26 protein-coding genes are annotated in these 22,302 nt (G+C 35.2%); 17 read left to right on the top strand and 9 right to left on the bottom strand.

Annotation, left to right across the window (positions count from 1 at the left end; translation table 11 throughout):
• The first annotated feature begins 63 nt into the window (after nt 1–63).
• From ACM6F9_RS20830 to ACM6F9_RS20795, 8 genes are all read left to right on the top strand, one after another.
• Nucleotides 64–741 (top strand): T9SS type A sorting domain-containing protein, encoded by a 678-nt coding sequence (locus ACM6F9_RS20830; protein ID WP_414847443.1) that lies wholly within the window; start codon nt 64–66, stop codon nt 739–741.
• Nucleotides 742–840: 99 nt separating this feature from the next.
• Nucleotides 841–1,590 carry a hypothetical protein gene (locus ACM6F9_RS20825; protein WP_414847442.1) on the top strand — a complete coding sequence of 250 codons (750 nt, stop codon included), beginning with the start codon at nt 841–843 and terminating at the stop codon, nt 1,588–1,590.
• Nucleotides 1,578–2,120 (top strand): acyl-CoA thioesterase, encoded by a 543-nt coding sequence (locus ACM6F9_RS20820; protein ID WP_414847441.1) that lies wholly within the window; start codon nt 1,578–1,580, stop codon nt 2,118–2,120. The genes ACM6F9_RS20825 and ACM6F9_RS20820 overlap by 13 nt, the downstream gene beginning before the upstream one ends.
• 79 nt (nt 2,121–2,199) lie before the next feature.
• Nucleotides 2,200–2,586: a GxxExxY protein gene (locus ACM6F9_RS20815; protein WP_414847440.1), complete on the top strand. Its 387-nt coding sequence runs from the start codon at nt 2,200–2,202 to the stop codon at nt 2,584–2,586.
• A 45-nt stretch (nt 2,587–2,631) separates the two neighbouring features.
• The gene (locus ACM6F9_RS20810; RefSeq protein WP_414847439.1) at nt 2,632–3,561 is read left to right on the top strand and encodes a 2-hydroxyacid dehydrogenase; all 930 of its coding nucleotides are present in this window, start codon (nt 2,632–2,634) and stop codon (nt 3,559–3,561) included.
• A gap of 177 nt (nt 3,562–3,738) precedes the next feature.
• Nucleotides 3,739–5,001, top strand: coding sequence for a serine hydrolase domain-containing protein (locus ACM6F9_RS20805; RefSeq protein WP_414847438.1), 1,263 nt, complete (start codon nt 3,739–3,741; stop codon nt 4,999–5,001).
• Nucleotides 5,002–5,026: 25 nt separating this feature from the next.
• Entirely contained in the window at nt 5,027–6,829 is a 1,803-nt protein-coding gene (locus ACM6F9_RS20800) for an Ig-like domain-containing protein (protein ID WP_414847437.1), read from the top strand.
• Nucleotides 6,830–6,833: 4 nt separating this feature from the next.
• On the top strand, nt 6,834–7,292 hold the full coding sequence (locus tag ACM6F9_RS20795; RefSeq protein ID WP_414847436.1) for a heme-binding domain-containing protein: 459 nt from the start codon (nt 6,834–6,836) through the stop codon (nt 7,290–7,292).
• Between the two features lie 103 nt (nt 7,293–7,395).
• Here ACM6F9_RS20795 and ACM6F9_RS20790 read toward each other — a convergent pair whose 3' ends face one another.
• The 5 genes from ACM6F9_RS20790 to ACM6F9_RS20770 all read right to left on the bottom strand — a co-directional run bounded on the left by ACM6F9_RS20790 (nt 7,396) and on the right by ACM6F9_RS20770 (nt 11,664).
• A complete protein-coding gene (locus ACM6F9_RS20790) occupies nt 7,396–7,908 on the bottom strand; it encodes an NUDIX hydrolase (protein WP_105702360.1) in 513 nt (170 codons plus the stop codon).
• Entirely contained in the window at nt 7,905–8,819 is a 915-nt protein-coding gene (xerD, locus tag ACM6F9_RS20785; protein WP_105702361.1) for a site-specific tyrosine recombinase XerD, read from the bottom strand. The genes ACM6F9_RS20790 and xerD overlap by 4 nt, the downstream gene beginning before the upstream one ends.
• A 6-nt stretch (nt 8,820–8,825) precedes the next feature.
• Nucleotides 8,826–9,248 (bottom strand): deoxycytidylate deaminase, encoded by a 423-nt coding sequence (locus tag ACM6F9_RS20780; RefSeq protein ID WP_053327481.1) that lies wholly within the window; start codon nt 9,246–9,248, stop codon nt 8,826–8,828.
• A 55-nt stretch (nt 9,249–9,303) separates the two neighbouring features.
• Nucleotides 9,304–10,071: an enoyl-CoA hydratase-related protein gene (locus tag ACM6F9_RS20775; RefSeq protein ID WP_414847435.1), complete on the bottom strand. Its 768-nt coding sequence runs from the start codon at nt 10,069–10,071 to the stop codon at nt 9,304–9,306.
• A 105-nt stretch (nt 10,072–10,176) separates the two neighbouring features.
• Complete coding sequence (locus tag ACM6F9_RS20770; RefSeq protein ID WP_414847434.1) at nt 10,177–11,664, bottom strand: catalase; 1,488 nt, start codon at nt 11,662–11,664, stop codon at nt 10,177–10,179.
• A gap of 133 nt (nt 11,665–11,797) precedes the next feature.
• Between ACM6F9_RS20770 and ACM6F9_RS20765 the strand changes: the two genes are divergently transcribed.
• From ACM6F9_RS20765 to ACM6F9_RS20725, 9 genes are all read left to right on the top strand, one after another.
• The gene (locus ACM6F9_RS20765; RefSeq protein ID WP_034692517.1) at nt 11,798–12,748 is read left to right on the top strand and encodes a LysR substrate-binding domain-containing protein; all 951 of its coding nucleotides are present in this window, start codon (nt 11,798–11,800) and stop codon (nt 12,746–12,748) included.
• A 236-nt stretch (nt 12,749–12,984) separates the two neighbouring features.
• Nucleotides 12,985–14,265, top strand: a complete 1,281-nt coding sequence (gene metK / locus ACM6F9_RS20760) for a methionine adenosyltransferase (protein WP_414847433.1) — start codon at nt 12,985–12,987, stop codon at nt 14,263–14,265.
• Between the two features lie 84 nt (nt 14,266–14,349).
• Nucleotides 14,350–14,841: a hypothetical protein gene (locus tag ACM6F9_RS20755; protein ID WP_414847432.1), complete on the top strand. Its 492-nt coding sequence runs from the start codon at nt 14,350–14,352 to the stop codon at nt 14,839–14,841.
• Nucleotides 14,842–15,034: 193 nt separating this feature from the next.
• Nucleotides 15,035–15,625 carry an RNA polymerase sigma factor gene (locus ACM6F9_RS20750; protein WP_065400949.1) on the top strand — a complete coding sequence of 197 codons (591 nt, stop codon included), beginning with the start codon at nt 15,035–15,037 and terminating at the stop codon, nt 15,623–15,625.
• 202 nt (nt 15,626–15,827) lie between these two features.
• Complete coding sequence (locus ACM6F9_RS20745) at nt 15,828–16,523, top strand: YjjG family noncanonical pyrimidine nucleotidase (protein ID WP_414847431.1); 696 nt, start codon at nt 15,828–15,830, stop codon at nt 16,521–16,523.
• Between the two features lie 229 nt (nt 16,524–16,752).
• The gene (locus tag ACM6F9_RS20740) at nt 16,753–17,202 is read left to right on the top strand and encodes a PepSY-like domain-containing protein (RefSeq protein ID WP_414847430.1); all 450 of its coding nucleotides are present in this window, start codon (nt 16,753–16,755) and stop codon (nt 17,200–17,202) included.
• Between the two features lie 35 nt (nt 17,203–17,237).
• Nucleotides 17,238–17,444: a PepSY-like domain-containing protein gene (locus tag ACM6F9_RS20735; protein WP_414847429.1), complete on the top strand. Its 207-nt coding sequence runs from the start codon at nt 17,238–17,240 to the stop codon at nt 17,442–17,444.
• Nucleotides 17,445–17,553: 109 nt separating this feature from the next.
• On the top strand, nt 17,554–18,225 hold the full coding sequence (locus ACM6F9_RS20730) for a response regulator transcription factor (protein ID WP_414847428.1): 672 nt from the start codon (nt 17,554–17,556) through the stop codon (nt 18,223–18,225).
• Nucleotides 18,225–19,511: a sensor histidine kinase gene (locus ACM6F9_RS20725; RefSeq protein WP_414847427.1), complete on the top strand. Its 1,287-nt coding sequence runs from the start codon at nt 18,225–18,227 to the stop codon at nt 19,509–19,511. Before ACM6F9_RS20730 ends, ACM6F9_RS20725 begins: the two co-directional genes overlap by 1 nt.
• A gap of 68 nt (nt 19,512–19,579) precedes the next feature.
• Here the strand turns inward: ACM6F9_RS20725 and trpS are convergent, their stop codons facing one another.
• The 4 genes from trpS to ACM6F9_RS20705 all read right to left on the bottom strand — a co-directional run bounded on the left by trpS (nt 19,580) and on the right by ACM6F9_RS20705 (nt 22,298).
• Nucleotides 19,580–20,548, bottom strand: a complete 969-nt coding sequence (gene trpS, locus ACM6F9_RS20720; RefSeq protein WP_414847426.1) for a tryptophan--tRNA ligase — start codon at nt 20,546–20,548, stop codon at nt 19,580–19,582.
• Nucleotides 20,549–20,815: 267 nt separating this feature from the next.
• Complete coding sequence (locus ACM6F9_RS20715; RefSeq protein ID WP_414847425.1) at nt 20,816–21,460, bottom strand: SanA/YdcF family protein; 645 nt, start codon at nt 21,458–21,460, stop codon at nt 20,816–20,818.
• Nucleotides 21,461–21,474: 14 nt separating this feature from the next.
• Complete coding sequence (locus ACM6F9_RS20710) at nt 21,475–22,113, bottom strand: lipoprotein signal peptidase (protein ID WP_414847424.1); 639 nt, start codon at nt 22,111–22,113, stop codon at nt 21,475–21,477.
• The gene (locus ACM6F9_RS20705; protein ID WP_414847423.1) at nt 22,113–22,298 is read right to left on the bottom strand and encodes a DUF2683 family protein; all 186 of its coding nucleotides are present in this window, start codon (nt 22,296–22,298) and stop codon (nt 22,113–22,115) included. Before ACM6F9_RS20705 ends, ACM6F9_RS20710 begins: the two co-directional genes overlap by 1 nt.
• Nucleotides 22,299–22,302 lie beyond the last annotated feature (4 nt).

The following is a 22,302-nucleotide window of genomic DNA, read 5'->3' as shown; positions in this document are numbered from 1 at the left end:
ATTTATGTTTTGATGTGATCTTCAAAATAATATATTTGTAGAGTTAATTTTAAAACACAACAAATGAAAAAAATCTATTCGCTGGTAGTGCTATTTCTTTTTGCCACTATCACTTCGGCTCAGGTACAGGTAACTGTAGAAAGTCCTGGAATCTGCAAAATAACGTACGGAAGTTCAAACAATTATTCTATGTACGATCCGGGATTTGGAACGCCCACGTTCTATGTACATTTATGGGTTGACCAGAATAATAATTCACAGAATATTCTGTTCGAGGATTCATGGGGTAATTCAAATGTAACGATGAATTGGGATTCCTCGGCTAATGCCTATGTGGGATATGTGAATCTTAATAATAAATTATTTACCAATACCAATAACGTGATGGCACCGGGGACGACAGTATCTCAGATTAGTTTTGTTTTTAAAGATCAGCAGAATGGTGCTACAAAGCAATCTGGAAATACTTCAGTTTTTGTAAATACAACCACTTTGGGAACTCTTGCTGTCTTTAATACTAAAAATGATGCAAGAAAATCTTTTGTTTCAGAAGGGAAATTATATACTTCAGAAAAAGGAAATCTTCAGCTTTCCATTTATGATTTCAGTGGCAAAGTTGTTAAAAAAGAGAATATAAAGTCTAATGGAAGTCCAATAGATTTGAATATTTTTCAGAAAGGAAATTATATTTTACATCTTTCTGATATCAATGTGAAAGAGATAATTAAGTTCAAATACTAAATCGTTAATAACTCAAAAAATTAAGACTGCTTAGGCAGTCTTTTTTATATCCGTTAAATATTACAAAAAGTCATGAAAAAGTTATAAATTTGCTGCCAAATGAATATTTCAGCATACATTTTAGAATATTTAAAACAATTTGGAACTGCCACGGTTCCAGGCTTTGGAGTGTTTTCACTGAAAAATTCTAAGGCAATTATCAATTCCGAAAACGGAAGTATCCTGCCTCCGGCCAGTCAGATTGAATTGACAATAGATTACGAAGTACAGGCTGAAGATCTTACAGCTTTTATTGCAGAGCAAAAACAGATGTCCTTAGAAGCTTCAAGAAGTGATCTTAAGATTCAGACCGATTTTTGGAAGAAAAAACTTCAGGCGGAACAGGTTCTTGAAATTCAAAACCTTGGTACAGTCTTCATTGAAGATGGGCATACTCATTTCAAAGGAAAAAGAATAGAATCCGGGCGTCCGGACTTCTATGGATTGGAAGAAATCAGATTTTCAGATATCAGTAACGGAGAAGTAAGTGCCTCAGTGAACCGTGAAAAGGATTTTAAGTTCAAAAAAACAATTCTTTGGACTTTCCTTTTGATCATTCCGGTTCTGGGGATTGTATACCTTGCATTTACCCAACAGGAGCTTCTTTTTGGTAAAAAGTCTTTCAATAAAATTTCTGTACAGACTTCTACCCACAGAATCGTAAAAGATACGGTGAAGGTAATGGTACACGCTCCACAAATATCTGTTTCAGATTCTTTGAAAAAAGATTCACTCGTAAAACCTGCCGGAAAAGTAACACAACCTAAACCGGCTGTCCCACACAACACTAAGAATAGATGGCAAAAATAAAAAAAGCGTCAGAATCTCTGACTATTATGACCAATATCGTTCTTCCGAACGAAACCAACTCTTTAAGAAACCTTTTTGGTGGTGAACTTTTAGCAAAAATGGATCGTTGTGCATCTATTTCTGCGGCAAGACACTGCGAAAGAAGAGTTGTAACAGCTTCTGTAAACCACGTATCTTTCAATCACCCGATTCCTGAAGGCGGAGTAGTGGTATTGGAATCTAAAGTTTCCAGAGCATTTTCCACTTCAATGGAAGTGTATGTAGATGTATGGTTGGATGATCCGATCAATCAAAAGAAAATTCACACAAATGCCGGTATTTATACCTTTGTGGCTGTGGATGAATTCAACCGTCCGATTCCTATCCCGGAAATGATTCCTGAGACCGATGAAGAGAAAGAAAGATTTGCTGCTGCATTCCGTAGAAAAGAACTTTCATTAATTCTTTCCGGAAGAATGAAGCCTTTGGAATCTGTGGAGCTTAAAAAGCTATTCCAGGAGCCGCAGGAGCCTAAAAAAGACAAGAAATAAAACACGAAAAACACAAATGCTTGGCACAAATTTTCACAAATGATTTGTGTCTCGTCTCATCAAATGAAAAAAAATAAAAATGGATATTTCAGAAAATGATATATCAAAAATTGTTTACGAAGCTGGGTATGTAGTTCATAAAGCATTGGGGCCAGGGCTTTTGGAAAGTGCTTATGAGGAATGTCTGTTCTATGAACTAAATAAACATGAAATTCTAGTAGAAAGGCAAAAGCCAATGCCATTGATTTATGATGAGGTAAAGATGGATGTAGGCTACAGGCTTGATTTTTTGATTGAGAAAAAATTTGTACTGGAAATAAAATCCATAGAATCATTACAGGATATTCATTTAGCACAAATACTTACATATCTTCGTTTAAGTAATTGTAAGCTTGGTATGTTGATTAACTTTAATACGCTCCAGTTTAAAAATGGAGTTAAAAGAGTGATTAACGGAATATTATAATTTGTGCTATTTGTGAAATAAATTAGTGTAATTCGTGTTTAAATTATGAAGATACTTCTTTTAGATAAAAACCATCCTCTTATCACTGAACAGCTTTTGGCTCAGAATTTTATTTTAGAAGAGGATTTTACATCGTCTTATGATGAGGTTTGTGATAAAATTGAGAATTATGACGGGATTATTATCAGAAGCCGTATTCCGTTAGATAAAAACTTTCTGGAAAAAGGTAAGAATCTGAAGTTTATTGCAAGAGTTGGTGCCGGAATGGAAAATATTGATATTCCTGTTGCCGAAAAATTGGGGATTCAATTGATTAATTCTCCGGAAGGAAACAGAGATTCTGTAGCAGAACATGTAGTAGGAATGCTGCTTGTCATTATGAACAGACTTTTTATTGCTTCTCAGGAAGTGAAAAACGGTATCTGGAAACGTGAAGAAAACAGAGGAGACGAACTGTTGGGAAAAACATTAGGCTTGATCGGATATGGAAACATGGGGAAAGCTACTGCTAAAAGACTTTCAGGATTTGGATGTAAGGTGATTTTTCATGATATACTTCCAGGTCTTTCGGATGAATATGCTTCACAGGTTTCACTGGAAGAATTGAAAGAATCTGCTGAGATTGTAAGCTTGCATATTCCTTTGACATCAGAAACCCATTATCTTATTGACGAAACATTCATTGCAGAGATGAAAAACGATTTTTATTTCGTGAATACGGCAAGAGGAAAGAATGTGAAAACTAAAAGTTTAGTAGAAGCATTGAAGTCAGGAAAAGTAAAAGGAACCTGTCTGGATGTGTTGGAGTATGAAAAGTCTTCTTTTGAAAATATTGAAGCAGAAAATGAAGATCTAAAATACCTTCTTGAATCTGAAAAAGCCATTGTCACTCCGCATATTGCTGGCTGGACACATCAGAGTAAAGAAAAACTGGCTCAGTTTATCGTAGATAAAATTGTCGCCTCACATTGTTAGGCGAAGGAAATAAAAAGTTAGAAAGGCGGATTTACAAAATGTGAATTCGCTTTTTTTATGATTTTGCCTCTCCAAATTTTACTTTTCCTCCCATTTATGTTAAATAATTCATAATGTGCCTCTCTTCTTTATTATTTATTTTCGAGTTTTATTAAATTGCCGCTCATTTTGAATCTCATGACGACGCGTAATTTTGTACTTATCTTAACTGTTCTTTTATCGATATTTTCTTGTAAAAAAAAGTCTGAAGCCAAAGAAGCCTCAGCTGAAAATACAACTAATCTTCCTAACTACGGAACCGTAGATTTTGGTGATATTTTCACGAAAGGTGACGGGCAGCTTTTGAATAGGCAGACAACAGTAAGCTATATAGACCAGTATTACAAAAAAATATGGGAAGGAGGAGACCTTAGCGGTGGAATTCTTGTAGCTAAAGGAGATGAAATCTTATACGAAAACTACAGAGGTTTCGGAAGAGAAGGAAATCAGATGCCAATTGACAAAAATACACCGTTGCATGTAGCTTCCGTTTCAAAGACATTGACGGCTATGGCAATGATGAAACTGATTGAGGCAGGAAAGATAAAACTTACAGATCATCTTACTCAGTTTTTTCCGGGATTTCCTTATCCTAATGTTACCGTTCAGACTTTATTAGATCAAAGAAGCGGACTTCCAAAATACGAATATTTTATTCCTAAAATACAACCTGCTCCGGCAGAACTTTCCAAGCAATTTATTACGAATGAGGATGTATTGAATATGCTTATTAAATACAAACCTGAGCTGGCAAGAGATACGGATACAGGATTTATGTATTGTAATACCAACTTTGCCTTATTGGCCTTATTAATTGAAAAAGTAACAAAAACTCCTTTTCCTCAGGCGATGAAAGAAATGGTTTTCATTCCGTTGAAAATGGAGCATACCTACATTTTCCAGGAAAAAGATATTCCTACAGCTTCGCAGTCTTTTTATTATGGAAGAAATAAACTTTATCCATTAGACAAGCTGGATCTTATTTACGGAGATAAAAATGTATACACTACACCAAGAGATTTATACAACTTCTCAAAAGCAATGTTTTCAAAAAACTTTCTTAAGCCTGAACTGATGCAGATGGTTTTCACTCCATATAGCAATGAAAAAGCTGGGATGAATAATTATGGATTGGGATTCAGAATGAAAATATTTGATAACGGAGAAAAACTAACCTATCACAATGGATGGTGGCATGGGTCCAACTCCGTTTTTGCACACCTTTTGAAATCTAAAGTGACCATTGTAGCTATAGGTAACAAATATTCTACGAAGGTATATACAGCTCTTGCATTATCAGGATTATTCGAAGATTTTCCTTTACAGAAAGATAAGCTTCATACGGTAATGAACGACAATAAAGATAGTTTAAATTCCGGACAGGAAGTTTTTGGAGAATAATGTTTATTTTTGCTTAAACATTTTCATGAAAAGGTTTCTTTTATTATTCGTTATCTGTTTTCTTGTACATTCATGTGCAAGGGTAGGATCCCCTGTAGGAGGGCCTAAAGATACATTAGCACCAAGGTTTTTAAGCTCAAACATTGATACGACAAGAATTAATGTCAAAAAAGATATTCACGAACTCCGTTTGGATTTTGATGAATATGTGACATTGAAGGATATCAATAAAAACCTGATTATTTCACCTCCTCTTAAAGGGATAACAAGGATTCTTCCATCCAATATTGCCAACAAATTTGTGTTGATCCAATGGACAGATACTCTTCAGGCTAATACAACCTATAATTTCAATTTTGGAAACTCAATTGTTGATAATAATGAATCGAATATATTAAGGTATTTCAATTTTGCTTTTTCAACCGGAGATAAATTGGATGATTTGTATATCAGTGGTGAGATTAAGGATGCGTTTGATATTAAAAAGAAAGCGGAAACGGCAACTGAAAATAAACTTGTAGTTGGGTTGTATCAGGTAAAAGATACGATGAACTACAAGAAAAAACCATACTATATCACCAAGGTAGATGAAGATGGATACTACGAATTGAACTATCTGACACCGGGTAAATATAAAATTATAGCTTTTAATGATGAGAACGGAAATTCAATGTATGATCCGGGAAAAGAAAAGGTAGGTTTTCAGAAAGACCCAATTAATGTTGAAAAATCTATTTCAGGACTGAATTTAAAAGTATATCCTTCCAAAAAGCCAGTGAAGTATTCTGAGATGAAAGAAATTGCAGGAGGAGTTTTAATGTCATTTGAAGGAAATCCTGAAGAGGTAAAAGTTCAGTCATTGAATGAGAAACTGAAAGACATCAAAATAACACATAATCCAAAATCCGATTCTGTGAGAATCTGGTTTGATGCAGTGAAAGATGATGTGGGGCAGACAGCCAATGAAAAACTGATATTCACTCACAATAAAGGGCCGAAAAAAGATAGTGCTTACAGCGTTTCTTTATTCTATAAATACAATAAGAAGAATGCAATGGACGTCGTTAGTGATAATGACGGAGTGTCAATTGCTCCAAAGGCTGATTTAAAACTTGCCTCAAACTATATTATCGATAAAATTGATCCTTCAAAATGGACATTGAAGATTAAAGGAGACAGCTTAACAACTTTACCATTCACTGCTAAAATTTCGGAAACAAATCCTTATCAGGTTCTGGTTCAGTCAGATTTTGTGATGGGGAAAAGCTATCAGCTTACTGTTCCTAAGGAAACCATATCTTCATTCTATGCAAAGAATACTCAATCAAAACGTTTTGACTTTGATGTAGCTAAGATAGATCAATTTGGAAGTGTTGAATTCTCTATAGCGAATGCTCCTACTACCAATTACTGGATCCAGATGGTGGATTCTTCAGATAAAATAGCGTATCAAAAATATCTAAAAGGAGATAAAGTCAAGTTTGATATCCTGAAACCGGGAGAATACATTATAAGAATACTGGTAGATAATAACGGAAATAAATATTGGGATGAAGCAGACTTCGCCAATGATATATTTGCTGAAGACGCTTATATTTTCTATAAAAAAGTTGTCGTAAGAGGATTGTGGGAAACAAGAGAGGAATGGGACCTGAAGGATACCAGAACGCTTGATAGTCCTAAATCTGCAACAGGAACTCCGGCAGCAGCTTCTACTCCTGCTTCAGGATCTGAAACTTCGCAGCCTGCTGTATCTGCTACACCGCAATCAACACCGTTGAAAAAAGAATTTAAATCCGGTAATGCCGTTTTAACTCCGGCTAAGTAAGGACATGAAGATGGCTAAGAAAATCATATTCTGGATTTTAGTGAGTTTTGCTCTGATTCAATTCTTTCCTATCGACAGGACAAATATGCCTGTTAATTCTGCAAAGAATTTTGCTGATGCCAAGAAAACACCTGAAAAGATTGCAACACTACTTAAAAATGCATGTTACGACTGCCATTCCAATGAAACAGTCTATCCGAAATATGCTTTTATTGCTCCAATTTCATGGTCTGTGAAAAGCCATGTGAATGAAGGTAGGGAGCATCTGAACTTTTCCATTTGGGAGAGTTATAACAAGGATTTGAAGGAGAATATGCTTACAAAAGCTGTTCAGACGATCCAAAACAAGACAATGCCAATGCCTGGCTATATTGTTTATCACAAAGAAGCCAATCTTTCAGACGCAGAAAGAGCATTACTGATCCAGTATTTTGAAGAAATGCTGAAGACAAAAACCTATTAGTTTCTATAATAAAAAACTCCCGCAGATTTTATAAACTAAGCAGATTGTTAAAAAACGGTCTGCCTGATCTATAAGATCCGCGGGAGAATATATATTACAAAAATTATTTCTTTAAATAACTCTCGAAAAATATCTTCTGAGAATCAAAAGCAATATCTTCTAAATTTAACTCCTGTAAAGGAATCCAGATAGCTTCTGAGATCTCAGAGATCTCAAGATTTACCTCAAACTTTTCCGAAACATTGTACTCATAAAAGAGATCAATTGTATTGTAATCAATTTCTTTGTATTGATAGATGTTGGGAAGGCTGGTAAGGTATTTCAGGTTAGAAATATTGATATCAAGCTGAAGTTCTTCAAAAAGTTCTCTTTTACAGGTTTCTTCTGCACTTTCTTTAGGGTCAACAAATCCTCCGGCAAGATCCAGTTTCCCTTTTTTAGGATCTCTGTTTCTTCGGGTAAGATAAATTTCGTCACCACATCTGATGACAACCGCTACAGCGCCTGCCACATTATTATACAGGGTAAAACCACATTCAGGACAGCTCCATTTTTTTTCGCCATCCCAGTGTAAGGACTCTTTGCCACAGCTTGGACAATATTTCAATAGTTTCATTGAGCAATATTAATATTTCTCGGGTGATAACTCAAAATAACATCCCTTAATTCTTCTGTTTTCAGATGCGTATAGATTTCCGTTGTGGTAATACTGGAATGTCCCAGCATTTCCTGAATATAACGTAAGTCTGCTCCATTCTGCAACAAATGTGTTGCAAAAGAATGTCTGAATGTGTGTGGAGATATTTTTTTGTTAACCCCTGCTTTATCTGTAAGTTCTTTAATAATAAGAAATACAATTACTCTTGACATCGATGTTCCACGACTGTTCAAAAACAAAGTATCTTCATATTTTTTATTGATCTTACCTTTAGAGCGTACCTCTTTGATATAACTTTCAAGCATATCTGCAGTATAATCGGCTAAAGGGACAAAACGGGTTTTGTTTCCTTTTCCGTGTACCTTGATGTATTGCTCTTTAAAGTTGATATTGGAAATCTTCAGATCAATCAGTTCAGAAACACGAAGTCCGCAACCATAAAGTACTTCTATGATGCAATGGTTTCTTTTTCCGAGATCCGTATTGACCTCAATAGCAGCAATAATTTTGTTGATATCAGGCAGGCTAAGGGTATCAGGTAAGTATAATCCCAGTTTAGGGCCTTCAAGTAACGCCGCAGGATTGTCTTCACGATATTCATCCTCAAGCAGAAATTTGAAAAACGCTTTGATGGAAGATATCCATCTTGCTTGCGATCTCTCACTGAATTTCTGTTTGGAAAGATTGAAAATGTATTCCTGCAGGTTTTCGTAACCGATAGATTCTGGACCGACGTTTGCCAGATCTTCTTCTGCGTAATCTTTTAATTTCTTAATGTCTCGAACGTAAGCGTCGAGCGTGTTTTCTGAAAAATTTCTTTCGAAACGAAGAAATATTTCAAAATCTTTGATCTTTTCATCCCAAGTCATTTGTGCTTATTTTTTTAGTTCACAGTCCGATATTTGTTCTATTTCAATGTTATGGTTTCTCAGGAACGATATTCCATCGTCATCCGAATACTCATTAATGTACACCAGCCTCGCAATTCCTGCCTGCAAAATCAGCTTACTACATTCTTTGCAGGGAGACAGCGTTAAGTATAACGTAGCCCCTTTTGCAGATTGAGTAGAAGCAGCCAGCTTTAATATAGCGTTGGCCTCCGCATGCAATACGTACCAGTGTGTTTTCCCTTCTTCATCTTCACAGCAGTTTTCGAATCCCGAAGGAGTTCCGTTGTAACCATCTGAAATAATCATCCTATCTTTTACGATAAGAGCTCCCACCTGTTTTCTCTTACAGTAGGAGAGTTTTGCCCATTCCTGAGCCATTTTTAGATAAGCTTTATCAAACTTATTCATACCACAGCATTGTTTTTTTTTCGAAATAATTTGGATTAAAATCTTTTAGAAAGATTTAGAAGTTAGGCTTTCTCTTCTCTAGAAACGCAGTAACTCCTTCTTTCTTATCTTCCATTTCAAAAAGCTCACCGAAATATTTGATTTCGTTTTCAAAACCTTTCTCCGTGTCAGATAAATTCACGGCATTTATTGCCTTCGAGATTGCCATTGGTGAATTGTGGGCAATCGTATTTGCTAATTCTTTCGTTTTGGTTAATAATTCTTCGATAGGATATACTTCATTTACCAATCCGATCTCTTTTGCTTTTTGAGCAGGGACCATTTTGGCGGAGAAGATCATTTCGTTAGCAATACCTGTTCCTACAAGCTTTGGAAGCCTTTGAGTTCCTCCGTAACCTGGGATTAATCCAAGAGTTACTTCAGGAAGCCCCAATTTGGCGTTTTCCGATGCATATCTGATATGGCATGCCATGGCAAGCTCTAAACCTCCTCCCAATGCAAAACCGTTTATGGCTGCAATGACAGGTTTAGACATGTTTTCTATTTTATTGAACAAAATATTTTGTCCGTTTCTTGCTAGTTCTTCAGCTTTTTCCTGTCCGAAATCACTGAATTCTTTAATATCAGCCCCCGCTACAAATGATTTTTCTCCACTTCCGGTAAGGATAATTACCCTGCAGGAATAGTCGGCATTAAGCTCATCAAGTGCGGTACTGATCTCCTGAATGATTTTTGCATTTAATGCATTTAAACTTTCAGGTCTGTTTATGGTAATGATAGATAATTTATCTTCTTTTTTTAATAATATGTTCTCGTAACTCATTTTTCCACTTTAAAATATCATCCTTTGCAAATTATGAATTTTTTACAAAAAAAAGGAAAAAATATTATTTTTTTTTCCTTTTTTTTAATTTATCGTTCAATATGATTATTTGGAATGATTCATCATATTTGCATCAATATTTACATTTAGCTGAGAAGCTACTTTCATGCCAAGCTCAATATTGGCTCTGAAAAAGTGACACAGCTGCCTGTTGATAATTTCATCTTTCTTAGGCCCGCTGATCCCTTTCATGCTGCCTATAATATTTTTGATCAGGTGATCTCGGTCTTCTGCATTCATTGCTTTTGAATATAAAAGTCCTGGTTGAGTGTAGTGATCACTGTCATTATCATTTCTATTATAGCTTGCCACATGAGCGCTATCTAATTCATACTCAAAATTTTTGTAATCAGAATCTGCTTTAATTTCATCGAAACTGTTCGGGTGATAATTAGGCTTGTCCTGATAATAGCTTGAATCTGCCATGAAGCCGTCTCTCTGATAGTTGTTAACCTCGAAAGGACATCTGTTTACCTCAAGTTGATGCGAGTTAACTCCCACTCTGTAGCGGTGCGCATCAGGATAGGAGAATAATCTTCCCTGAAGCATTTTATCTGGTGAGAAGCTGATTCCGTTAATAAGGTTGCTTGGTGAAAAAGTAGATTGTTCCACATGGGCAAAGTAATTGACAGGTACTTCATTTAGTTCCATTTCTCCTACTTCGATCAAAGGGAAGTCATCGTGGAACCATACTTTGGTTATATCAAAAGGATTCCATCTGAAATCTTTTGCCTGTTCCTCTGTCATTACTTGTATATATAAGGTCCATTTTGGGAAATCTCCGTTCTCGATTGCGTTGCAAAGATCTTCCTGAGCAAAGTCCGGGTTTTCTCCGGCCATTTTTACAGCTTCTTCGTCAGTGAAGTTTTTTACGCCCTGTTTTGTTTTGAAATGGAATTTTACCCATACTCTTTCATTTTTATCATTGATCATGGAGAACGTATGAGATCCGAAACCATGCATATGTCTGTAGCCATGCGGAGTTCCTCTATCCGACATTAATATAAGAACCTGATGAAGTGATTCAGGATTTAAGCTCCAGAAATCCCACATCATTGTGGCGCTCTTTAAGTTTGTTTTCGGTACTCTTTTTTGAGTATGAATAAAATCCGGGAATTTTTTTGCATCCTTAATAAAGAATACCGGAGTGTTATTTCCTACAAGATCCCAGTTTCCGTCTTCAGTATAAAATTTTAAGGCAAAGCCTCTTGGATCTCTTGCAGTATCTGCACTTCCTTTTTCTCCACCTACCGTAGAAAATCTCGCAAACATTCTGCATGAATTTCCTACTTTTGAAAACAGCTTTGCTTTCGTGTACTGGCTGATGTCATGCGTTACGGTAAAAGTTCCGTAAGCTCCGCTTCCTTTGGCATGCACAATCCTTTCAGGAATTCTTTCCCTAACGAAATGCGCAAGATTTTCCTGAAGAATAAAGTCTTGCAGCAATACCGGGCCTCTTGGTCCTACCGTCTGTGAATCCTGATGCTCAAAATAAGGTGCGCCGTTACTTAACGTTAATTTTTTAGAATCCATATCATTAATGATTTGTATAAATGTTTTTGTTTTTCTAAATCCAAGTGTAAAGGTAATGAATATCAAATTTACTTGAATTTTTAATTGCTAATAGCAAAAACGTTATATCTTTGTAATAGATAATATTAATCAAATGAACATTCAGCAACTGGAGTATCTTATCGCTGTAGATAAGTATAAACATTTTGGTAAAGCCGCTCAGGCGTGTTTTATTACCCAACCTACGTTAAGTGCCATGATACAGAAATTTGAGGATGAACTGGATGTGAAGGTGTTCGACAGGACTACTCACCCGATTCGTACTACGGATGTGGGACTTCAGATTATTGATCAGGCAAAAGTGATTATAGAGTCTGTCAATGAACTGAAAAACAAAGCCAACCTTTTGAATAATATTTTAGGAGGTACCATCAATTTGGGAATCATTCCTACTGTTTCTTCTTTCATTCTGCCAACGGAGATTTTCAAATTCCTTGAAGAAAATCCGAAGATCCAGATGAATGTAAAAGAAATGACCACTGATAATATTATCAAAGCTTTAAAAGCAGGAGAACTGGATGCGGGAATTATTTCTACTCCTTATGATACTGCCGACGAGTTTTATCAGGATTTCTTATTCAATGAAGAGCTGATGATTTACAGTTCCAATACGGAAGCCAACAAAAAGAATTCTTACATCATTCCGGAAGATCTGAATGTAGAAAAAGTATGGCTGCTGGAAGAAGGAAACTGCCTGAGAAATCAGTTTGAAAACATCTGCCACCTTAAAGAAAATACTTTGAAGCCTAAAAACTTAGACTTTTTAGCTTCCAATATTCAGACTTTGGTTCACATGGTAGATAAAGTAGGTGGGATCAGTATTTTGCCTGAGCTTGCATTAAGCCAGCTTTCAGAAGAGCAGAAGAAAAATGTTTTCAGATTCAAAAAACCTTTCCCTTATCGAGAAATTAGTATTATTTACTATAAACCAACCTTTAAACAAAAAATTATTGATGAATTGTCACATTCTATCAAAACTTCTTTAGAACTTAAGTTGAATTATCACGAAAGTCCGAAGGAATTTGTAAGCATTAAGCCTCAGTAATGGAAATGCTTTAAAGTGATAGAAATCATCAATTTAAATAAAAGTGTAATTAATAAACAAAATTTTTGAGTATTACGAAAATAGTGCTTAAATTTGCTGACGTTTATTACGAGGAAAAATTTGACCTGATTGCAACCTCTATAAAAATATGCTAAAACAGTATTCTTTTTTCTGGGCAATTTCATTCATATTTTTCGCAAACACTATTTTTAAATCTTTAAAAACAAAAGAATTATATGTCTTATTTATTTACATCTGAATCAGTTTCAGAAGGACATCCGGACAAAATTGCCGACCAAATTTCCGATGCATTAATCGACCATTTCTTAGCATATGATAAAAACTCAAAAGTAGCATGTGAAACTCTTGTAACTACCGGACAGGTAGTATTGGCAGGAGAAGTAAAATCTGATGCTTACCTTGATGTACAGACAATTGCCAGAGAAGTAATCAATGGAATCGGGTATACAAAAGGAGAATATATGTTCAATGGAGATTCTTGTGGAGTAATCTCTGCGATCCATGAGCAGTCACCTGATATCAATCAAGGTGTTGACAGAGCTGTAAATGATGAGTCTTTTGAAGCTAAGGCAAATGCTCAGGGAGCTGGAGACCAGGGGATGATGTTCGGGTATGCTACCAATGAGACGGCTAATTATATGCCTCTTGCATTGGATCTTGCACACACTATCCTTAAAGAACTTTCTGCAATCAGAAGGGAAAATAAGGAAATCACTTACCTTCGTCCTGATGCAAAAAGCCAGGTAACGATTGAGTATTCTGACGATCATAAGCCTATCAGAATTGATTCTATTGTAGTTTCTACTCAACATGATGACTTTGGTGCTGAAGAAGAAATGTTGAACAAGATCCGTGAGGATATTAAAAATATTCTGGTTCCTAGAGTTGTTGCACAACAAACAGAAGAAATTAAAGCTTTATTCAACGATCAAATTAAATATCATATCAATCCTACAGGGAAATTCGTAATCGGAGGACCTCACGGAGATACTGGTCTTACTGGTAGAAAAATTATCGTTGATACTTACGGTGGTAAAGGAGCTCACGGAGGGGGTGCTTTCTCAGGAAAAGATCCATCTAAAGTAGACAGAAGTGCTGCGTATGCTACAAGGCATATTGCTAAAAACTTAGTGGCTGCAGGAGTTGCAGATGAAGTTTTGGTACAGGTTTCTTATGCAATTGGAGTAGCTGAGCCTTGTGGTTTATATATCAACACTTACGGAACTGCAAAAGTAGATCTTCATGACGGAGAGATCGCGAAAAAAGTTTCTACAATCTTTGATTTAAGACCTTATGCGATTGAGCAGAACTTAAAATTGAGAAACCCAATTTATCAGGAAACAGCTTCTTACGGACACATGGGGAAAGAGCATTATGTAGCTGATAAAACATTCAATAAAGGACATAAAAATGAGCTTACATTAGAAGGTCTTGAGTTCTTTACGTGGGAAAAACTAGACAAAGTAGAGGAAATTAAAGCCGCTTTTGGAATTTAATTTCTCTTAAAGAATAATAAATGAACTGCTTTATCTCCGGATAAGGCAGTTTTTTTTAATTTTACACCTTAATAATATAGAAAGATGATGAATTTTCGAACTGTAGTTGCCATCCTATCCGTGTTTTTACTGAGTACAACGGTAAAAGCTCAATATACCATGCATAAAATGATCAGTGTGGGATATACCTATCAGAACCAAAGTTTTGGTGAAGTAGGAGGTAAATTGCTTTTCCTTAAAAATGATGATGTGATTTACAGAGTGGGAGGTTCTGCTTTGATGGGCGTTGCTGATTCCAAATTTGCCATTATGCCGAAGCTGCAGGCAGATGTTCTTCTTAATTTTGAAAAAAATGTAGATTTCTATCACTCTTATTACTTTTTAGCAGGAGTGGAAGGAACTACCAAATATATTGCTCCGAAGATTGGAGTTACTCTTTTTGGGATGCTGGATCTTACTGGTGGCTATGCTTTTCCTATCGGAGATACGAGATTGAACGGAAAAGAGTTGAAAGGATTGAATATTAATTTTACATTAAATATCCCTACCGTATTCATTCATGATATGTTTAAATGATTTTTTTTAGATTTTTCTCTATAAAATTTAATAATAGGTTAACAGTTATTAAAAAATTATTATATTTACACCATAATAATTGTACCCGCCTATAGAAGTGACTCTACTCTAGAACTGTTTTGTTTATACAGCAAAGGCCAGAAGAAATATCTGGAGGAATACCTGTCTGCAAATATTTATATTGAGAAGAGTTATGAAATCAAAATCGGATAGTTTACTAATTTCCCTTTATCAGAAAGGAGACGAGGGCGCATTATCAACCCTTATTCACCGACATCAGAGAGAACTTTTTACATTCATTTTTTACAAAATTAATGATGAAGATTTGGCTAACGATATCTTTCAGGATACATTCATGAAGATTATTGTGATGCTGAAAGAAGGGCGCTATAACGAAGAAGGTAAATTTATTCTTTGGGCGAAAAGAATTTCCCACAATTTAATCATTGATCATTTCAGATCAAAAGCGAAGAATATCAAAGTTTCGGAAACTACTTTTGAAACAGATGAATATTCTATTTTTGATTTGATCAGAGAGCCTTCGGAAAATATTGAAGATCAGCTTGTAACAAATCAGATTCAGGAGGATCTGTTGAAGATGTTACAGTTTTTACCATTGAACCAGCAGGAGGTAATCAAACTGAGGTTTTTTGATGGTTTGAGTTTCAAAGAAATTGCAGATCATACAGATATGAGCATTAATACAACTTTAGGCAGAGTAAGATATGCACTCATTAATCTGAGAAAAATCATGGATGAAAACAACATAATCTTAACCAGATAAATAATATTTTGTAAATTTTCACGTTTTAAGGAAAACATACTTCGCTTATGAAAAAAAATGACTCCTTAAAAGTGAAAACTTTGAAACCTAAGAAACAAACAATTGATTTTTTGCTGAATTTTTCTAAAAGCCTTGAAATTGTGAAAAGCAAGAGCAAAAATTATCCTGTCTCGAAAAATTAAAATTATTAACTTTGTGCTGTATGAAAATGCAGCATGTTTTTTTTGACCTAGATAATACACTCTGGGATCACCGCAGAAATGCCTATCTTACCATCAAAGATCTTTTTGAAAAACAGGAAATTACTTCGAAGTATACTATTGACTTTGAAGAATTTCATTCTGTATATCACGATATCAACGAAGAGTTGTGGGAAAAGATCAGAGACGGAATTATTGGCAAAGAGTATTTGAGAGAACACCGTTTTTATGATTCATTTAAACATTTTGGAATAGATAATAAAGAGCTTGCCCTTTATTTTGAAGAAAATTTCCTGGATAATATTGTGGGTCATAACGAACTGGTAGAAGGCGCTGAAGATGTTTTAGAATATCTGAAAGCTAAGAATTATACATTACACATTATTTCCAATGGATTTCAGGAAGTCACAGAAAGGAAGTGTACTCTTTCTGGAATTGCACCTTATTTTAAAACAATTACCAGTGCAGATGCAGTTGGGGTAAGAAAGCCGAATCCACGAATTTTTGAATATTCTTTAGGTCTTTCCGAAGCCAAAAAAGAAGAAAGTATTCTGATTGGGGATGATTGGATTGCAGATGCTATGGGAGCTACAGACTTTGGAATGGAAGCCATCTTTTTTGATGTCTATAAAGAAGACAAACAGAAGGAAGGTTTAAAAGCCATTACCCATCTTCAGCAGATCAAAGAATATTTATAAAATTATATAATCTGATATAAAAGCCGCTAAGTTCAACTTAGTGGCTCTTTTATTTTCAGGACTAATCATGCATTTTGAAAATCATCATAAACATCTGTGATCATCTGTGTCAATCTGTGGTAAAATTAAATTTCTCCCTGCTTATTTTCCAACAGAATCGTTTTTCCCAATTCTTTCCCAAATTGATTAAGAACTTTGCTTCATAATAATAACAGAAAAATGTAATAGTATGAAAAATGTAAAGAAAATCACCGGAATATTAATGATGATGTTTTTATTGAGTGGAGGTTTCGTTTTTGCCCAAGATAGAGCAATCAATGCGAATCAGTTGCCAAAAACAGCTAAAACCTTTCTTTCTTCCCATTTTAAAGGAATACCGGTAAACTCAGCAATAGAAGACAGAGAAATCTATGGTGTAGATGAATACAAAGTATATCTTACCAATGGAATGAAAATGGAGTTTGACAGCAGTGGAAACTGGAAAGAAGTAGATGGTAAACATCAGAAAGTTCCTTATGGTTTCATTCCTGCAGCCATCAGGAATTACAGCACTAAAAATTTTCCCAATACGTATATCACTAAAGTTGAAAAGAAAAGATGGTCTTACAAAGCAGAACTTTCTAACGGATTGGAACTTGAATTCGACAGAAACGGAAATTTTAAAAGAATTGATGATTAACATTTAACTGTATACAAACACTAAATAGTAATAGTATGGTCAATTGGAATTTAATAAACAGCGACGGAAGAAAGATTTCTTCTGCACAGATTAGAAAGAATATAGTTTCATTCATGACAAGAAATCATCCTTGCAGTGTGATAGATTCTATAGAAAGAAAATATAATGCCTATAAAGTTCGTTTGATGAGCGGTTTGTGTCTTGTTTTTGATGCAGACGGGCACCATGTGAAAACAGTTTGATTTTAAAGTAAGGAAGTTGGAAGTGTACTTCTGCTTTCTTACTTCCATTTTATAATTTCCTATATTTGATAGGAGTTAATCGTGCAGCAGAATTTATATAACCGGAAATATGAAGATTTTAATAGTAGAAGATGAACCCGAACTGAAAGATACAGTACAGAAATTTCTGGAGGCAGAACATTTTATTGTAGAGTATGCAGAAAATTACAGCAACGGACTAGACAAAATTATTTCATACGAATATGACTGTATTTTGCTCGATATTATGCTGCCAGACGGAAACGGAATAGATCTGCTGAAAGAGATCAAAAAAATGCACAAGAAAGATCCTGTGATCATTCTTTCTGCCAAAGATTCTGTAGATGATAAGGTAACCGGGCTGGAAATCGGGGCCGATGATTATCTTGCAAAACCCTTCCACCTTGCAGAACTTATGGCGAGAATTAAGTCTGTGATCAGAAGAAAAAATCAGGATGGTGAAAATATTATCCGCTACAAAAATATAAGTATTGATCCGGAGAACAGAACGGTAAAAATAGGTGAAGTAGAGCTTGTGCTTAATCGTAAAGAGTATGATCTTTTATACTATTTTGTGATTCATCCTGAAAAGACATTACAGAAGACTACATTAGCAGAGGCTATTTGGGGAGATTATATAGATCAGGCAGACAGTCTGGATTTTATTTATTCTCAGATTAAAAATCTTCGCAAAAAATTAAAAAATCTCAATGCAGAAGCCGATTTTCAGGCTGTGTACGGAATAGGATATAAATTCATCTGATGAAAAGCTCATTAAAATACTACACCATAAAATACCTGATCATGATCCTGCTGCTGATTATAGCGGTGTGGGCAGGTCTGTTTTATGCCTATATCCTGGATGAAGTGCATGATAATGTGGATGATGGTTTAAGGGATAGAAAAATACAGATCATTAAGGCTGTTTATCTTAATCCTCAGCTTTTGAACAATAATGATTTTGGATTCAATGAATTTAAAATCAACCCCATTAAAGCTGGAGATTATCAAAACAAAAGCAGGTTGTACAACAAGATGTATTATATGGAATATGATGATAAAGACCAGCCTTACCGGGTTCTTGAGGCAGACTTTATTGATCAGTTTAAAAAGCAGCAACGGCTTGTTATAAGAACTTCTACTGTAGAAGAAGACGAGTTGATCTACGATCTTACGACTGCTTTGATTGTACTTTATATTCTTTTGGTCATAAGTATTGTGGGTGTCAACGGATATCTTCTTAATAAAGCAATGAGGCCGTTTTATCGGATTTTGGATAAGCTTAAAAAATATCAGTTTGGAATCCCTTTTTCTCAGGAAAATCAAAATTACAAAATCACTGAATTTGAAGAATTAGATATAGAAATCAATGAAATGATTGAACGTAATGAACTTGTTTTCTACCAGCAGAAACAGTTTATTGAAAATGCATCTCATGAACTTCAAACTCCTTTGGCGATTGTGATTAATAAGATTGATCTCATGATCCAGAATGATGATCTTGATAAAAAGAGCCTGACATTTCTTTCCGATGTGAAGAATGACTTGAGGAGAATGGTGGGACTGAATAAATCTTTATTAATGCTTTCCAAAATTGAGAACAGTCAGTTTAATAAAACATCAGATGTCAATTTTAATGGGATGATTGCTCAGCTGGTTCATAATTATGAAGATTTTATTGCTTTTAAAAAAATAGAGGTCAATATCATTGAGAAAGGACAATTTATAGCAGATTTTAATCAGGATCTGGCAGATATTCTATTGTCGAATCTTCTTAAAAATGCGGTTAAATATAACCATCAGGAAGGGAGTTTAAATATCATTGTTGAAAATAACCGGATAACTTTCCAAAACAGTGGAGCATCTATTCCTTTAGATAAATCCATGATTTTCAACCGTTTCTATAAACAGGGATCAGATCATACCTCTACCGGATTGGGATTGTCTATCATTAAAACTATCATCAAACAATATCCAGGCTGGGATATCGATTATGAATATGGAGATCAGATGCATTACTTTATCCTTACAAAGAATAAAGCCAGTTAAAAAAAATACTTTATAAAAATAGAAAAAGCCTTTCAAACGAAAGGCTTTCTTATGTTTAAAACTCAGAATTAAAATCCTAAGCTTGTTCTTACTCTTTTAAGAGTTTCCAGAGCGATAGGTCTTGTTTTTTGTGCTCCTTCCTGAAGTTTTGCTTCCAGTTCGTCAAGATTACTCATATAATAAGCGAACGTTTCTCTTTCTTTGGCAAAACGCACCAGAATAAGATCCAGCAATTCTTTTTTAGCATGTCCGTATCCGAAATTTCCGGCAAGGTATTTTGCTCTTAATTCTTCAGTCTGTTCAGGTGTAGCAACCAGCTGATAAATCTGGAATGTTTTATCCGTTTCAGGATCTTTAGGCTCTTCTAAAGATTTCGAATCCGATTCAATACTCATAACCTGTTTTTTAAGCTCCTTTTCAGGTAAGAAAATATTGATGATATTTCCTCTTGATTTTGACATTTTCTGGCCATCTGTTCCAGGAACATATTTCGTATCTTCCTGAAGTTCAGATTGTGGCAATACAAGAATTTCACCCATCTGATTGTTGAATCTTGAAGCTACATCCCTTGCAAATTCTAGGTGTTGAAGCTGATCCTTTCCTACCGGTACAATTTCAGCATCATACAGTAAAATATCTGCAGCCATCAAAATAGGGTAAGTAAACAGACCTGCATTTACGTCCTGAAGTCTGTCTGCTTTATCCTTAAATGAATGAGCCAGTGTTAATCTTTGATAAGGAAAAAAACATGATAAATGCCAAGAAAGTTCACAGGTTTCAGCGATATCACTTTGTCTGTAGAAAAATGTTTTTTCAGTATCTAATCCACAAGCAAGCCAAGCCGCAGCAATCTCGTAGGTATTTTGTCTTAAAGTCTGCGCATCTTTAATCTGTGTAAGCGTGTGAAGATTCGCAATAAATAAAAATGATTCATTTCCTTCCTGCTTGGATAGTTCAATAGCAGGAATAATGGCCCCCAATAGGTTTCCAAGATGGGGTGTTCCGGTGGCTTGAATGCCGGTAAGAATTCTTGACATTTGTTTAAAATTTATATTTAAAAATTAATGAATAGCAAATTTACGAGGTTTGCCGGGAATAACGAAAGATAAAAGATAAAAGATAAAAGATAAAAGATAAAAGATATTATCTTTAAATAACTTGATTCAATAGGGGTGGGCTTTAGCCCAGCTACTTCAAATGAACAACCCATCCATTGGCTTCAGCCAAAACCTATCAATCCAAAATAATCAATCTATCTTTTCTCAATCATCCGTGAAAATCTGTGAGATTCGTGGGCAAAAAAATTAAGGAATCGCAATCTTCTCTCCTCCAAATTTAGGCTCTACTCCGAAAAGGAGATCCCAGTATGCTTTAGCTTTCGCGAAATATTCTCTCAAATTGGTCTTTAATCCGGCATATTTATTTACATCTGCTGCATTATATCCAAATGCTTCCATTCCATTTTTTCTGGCCAGAAAAACAGCTCTTTCATTGTGAAATTTCTGAGAAATAATCACCAATTTTGTCTGGCTGAAAATATCTTTTGCTCTAACTACAGAATCCAACGTTCTGAATCCGGCGTGGTCCAGGATGATTTTATCCTGTGGAACTCCGCTCTGCATCAATGCCAGCTGCATGTCTTCAGGTTCATTATAATCTTTGGTGCTGTTGTCACCACTGACGATGATATATTGTATTTTTCCGCTTTTAAATAAATCTGCTGCGGCTTTAATTCTGTTAAAGAAATAAGCATTCGGGCTTCCATCGCTCAGCACTTTTCCAGTTCCCAATAACAAACCTGTTTTAGCTTCCGGTACATCAGAAATATTGTAGGAAACGAATGGTTCACTGTCCTTTTTGATGCTGTAATTTGCCCAGGCAATAAAAATAATTCCTGCAACGAAAAGAAGCAGGAAAATTTTAAAAATATTTTTGATTATTTTTTTCATCCGAAATATATCATTTAAAACTCCAGACCGTTCGGGAAAGCTTTTTTTCTGAATATTAATAAGAATGCTGCTCCTACAGTAATGGCAGAATCTGCAACGTTGAAAATATATTTGAAGAATTCAATATGTTTTCCGCCAATTAATGGCCAGCTTTCAGGAACATACCAGTCTACCAGCGGGAAGTGAAGCATATCTACCACACATCCTTTCATAAAAGTAGAATATCCGTGTCCAAAAGGGGCAAATTTGGAAATTCCTCCATAGCCAATCCATCGGTCAATACTTGGATCATATATGGTTCCACTGTCGAAGATCATTCCATAGAACATTCCATCGATAAGATTTCCGATAGCTCCGGCAAAGATGACGGCCATTGGGATCAAAAGATAGTTGGAAGCTCCTTCTTTCAGCCATTTTTTAAACATATAAACCATTCCTCCGATCAGGAAGATTCTTAGGATTACCAGAAAATATTTTCCGATAATTCCTCCGAAGTGAAATCCGTAAGCCATTCCCGGGTTTTCTACGAAGGTCAGCTTAAAACCTGGCAAAACAGTTATGCTGTCATCCAGATTAAAATGGGTTTTGATATAAATTTTTGAAGCCTGGTCAATTAATAACACCAAAAATGTTATCGCTAAAATCTTTTTCATTACTGTCCTTTAGGTTTTGAAGCAGGCTTTACATTTTTGTTATCGCTTGCTTTCTTGACTACTTTCTGTCCGTTATATGAACTTTTAACATGGGCTTTTTCAAATTTAATGCCCATTTCTTTCAATACACTTTTCAGTGCGCTAAGCTCCATTGCATTTTTTGGATGTACTATTATAGATTCCATTTCT

This window comes from Chryseobacterium sp. IT-36CA2, from assembly GCF_949767875.1.
Lineage (GTDB): Bacteria > Bacteroidota > Bacteroidia > Flavobacteriales > Weeksellaceae > Chryseobacterium.
Note: the sequence above shows the minus strand (reverse complement) of the source record. Positions and strands in the feature narration are given on the sequence as shown.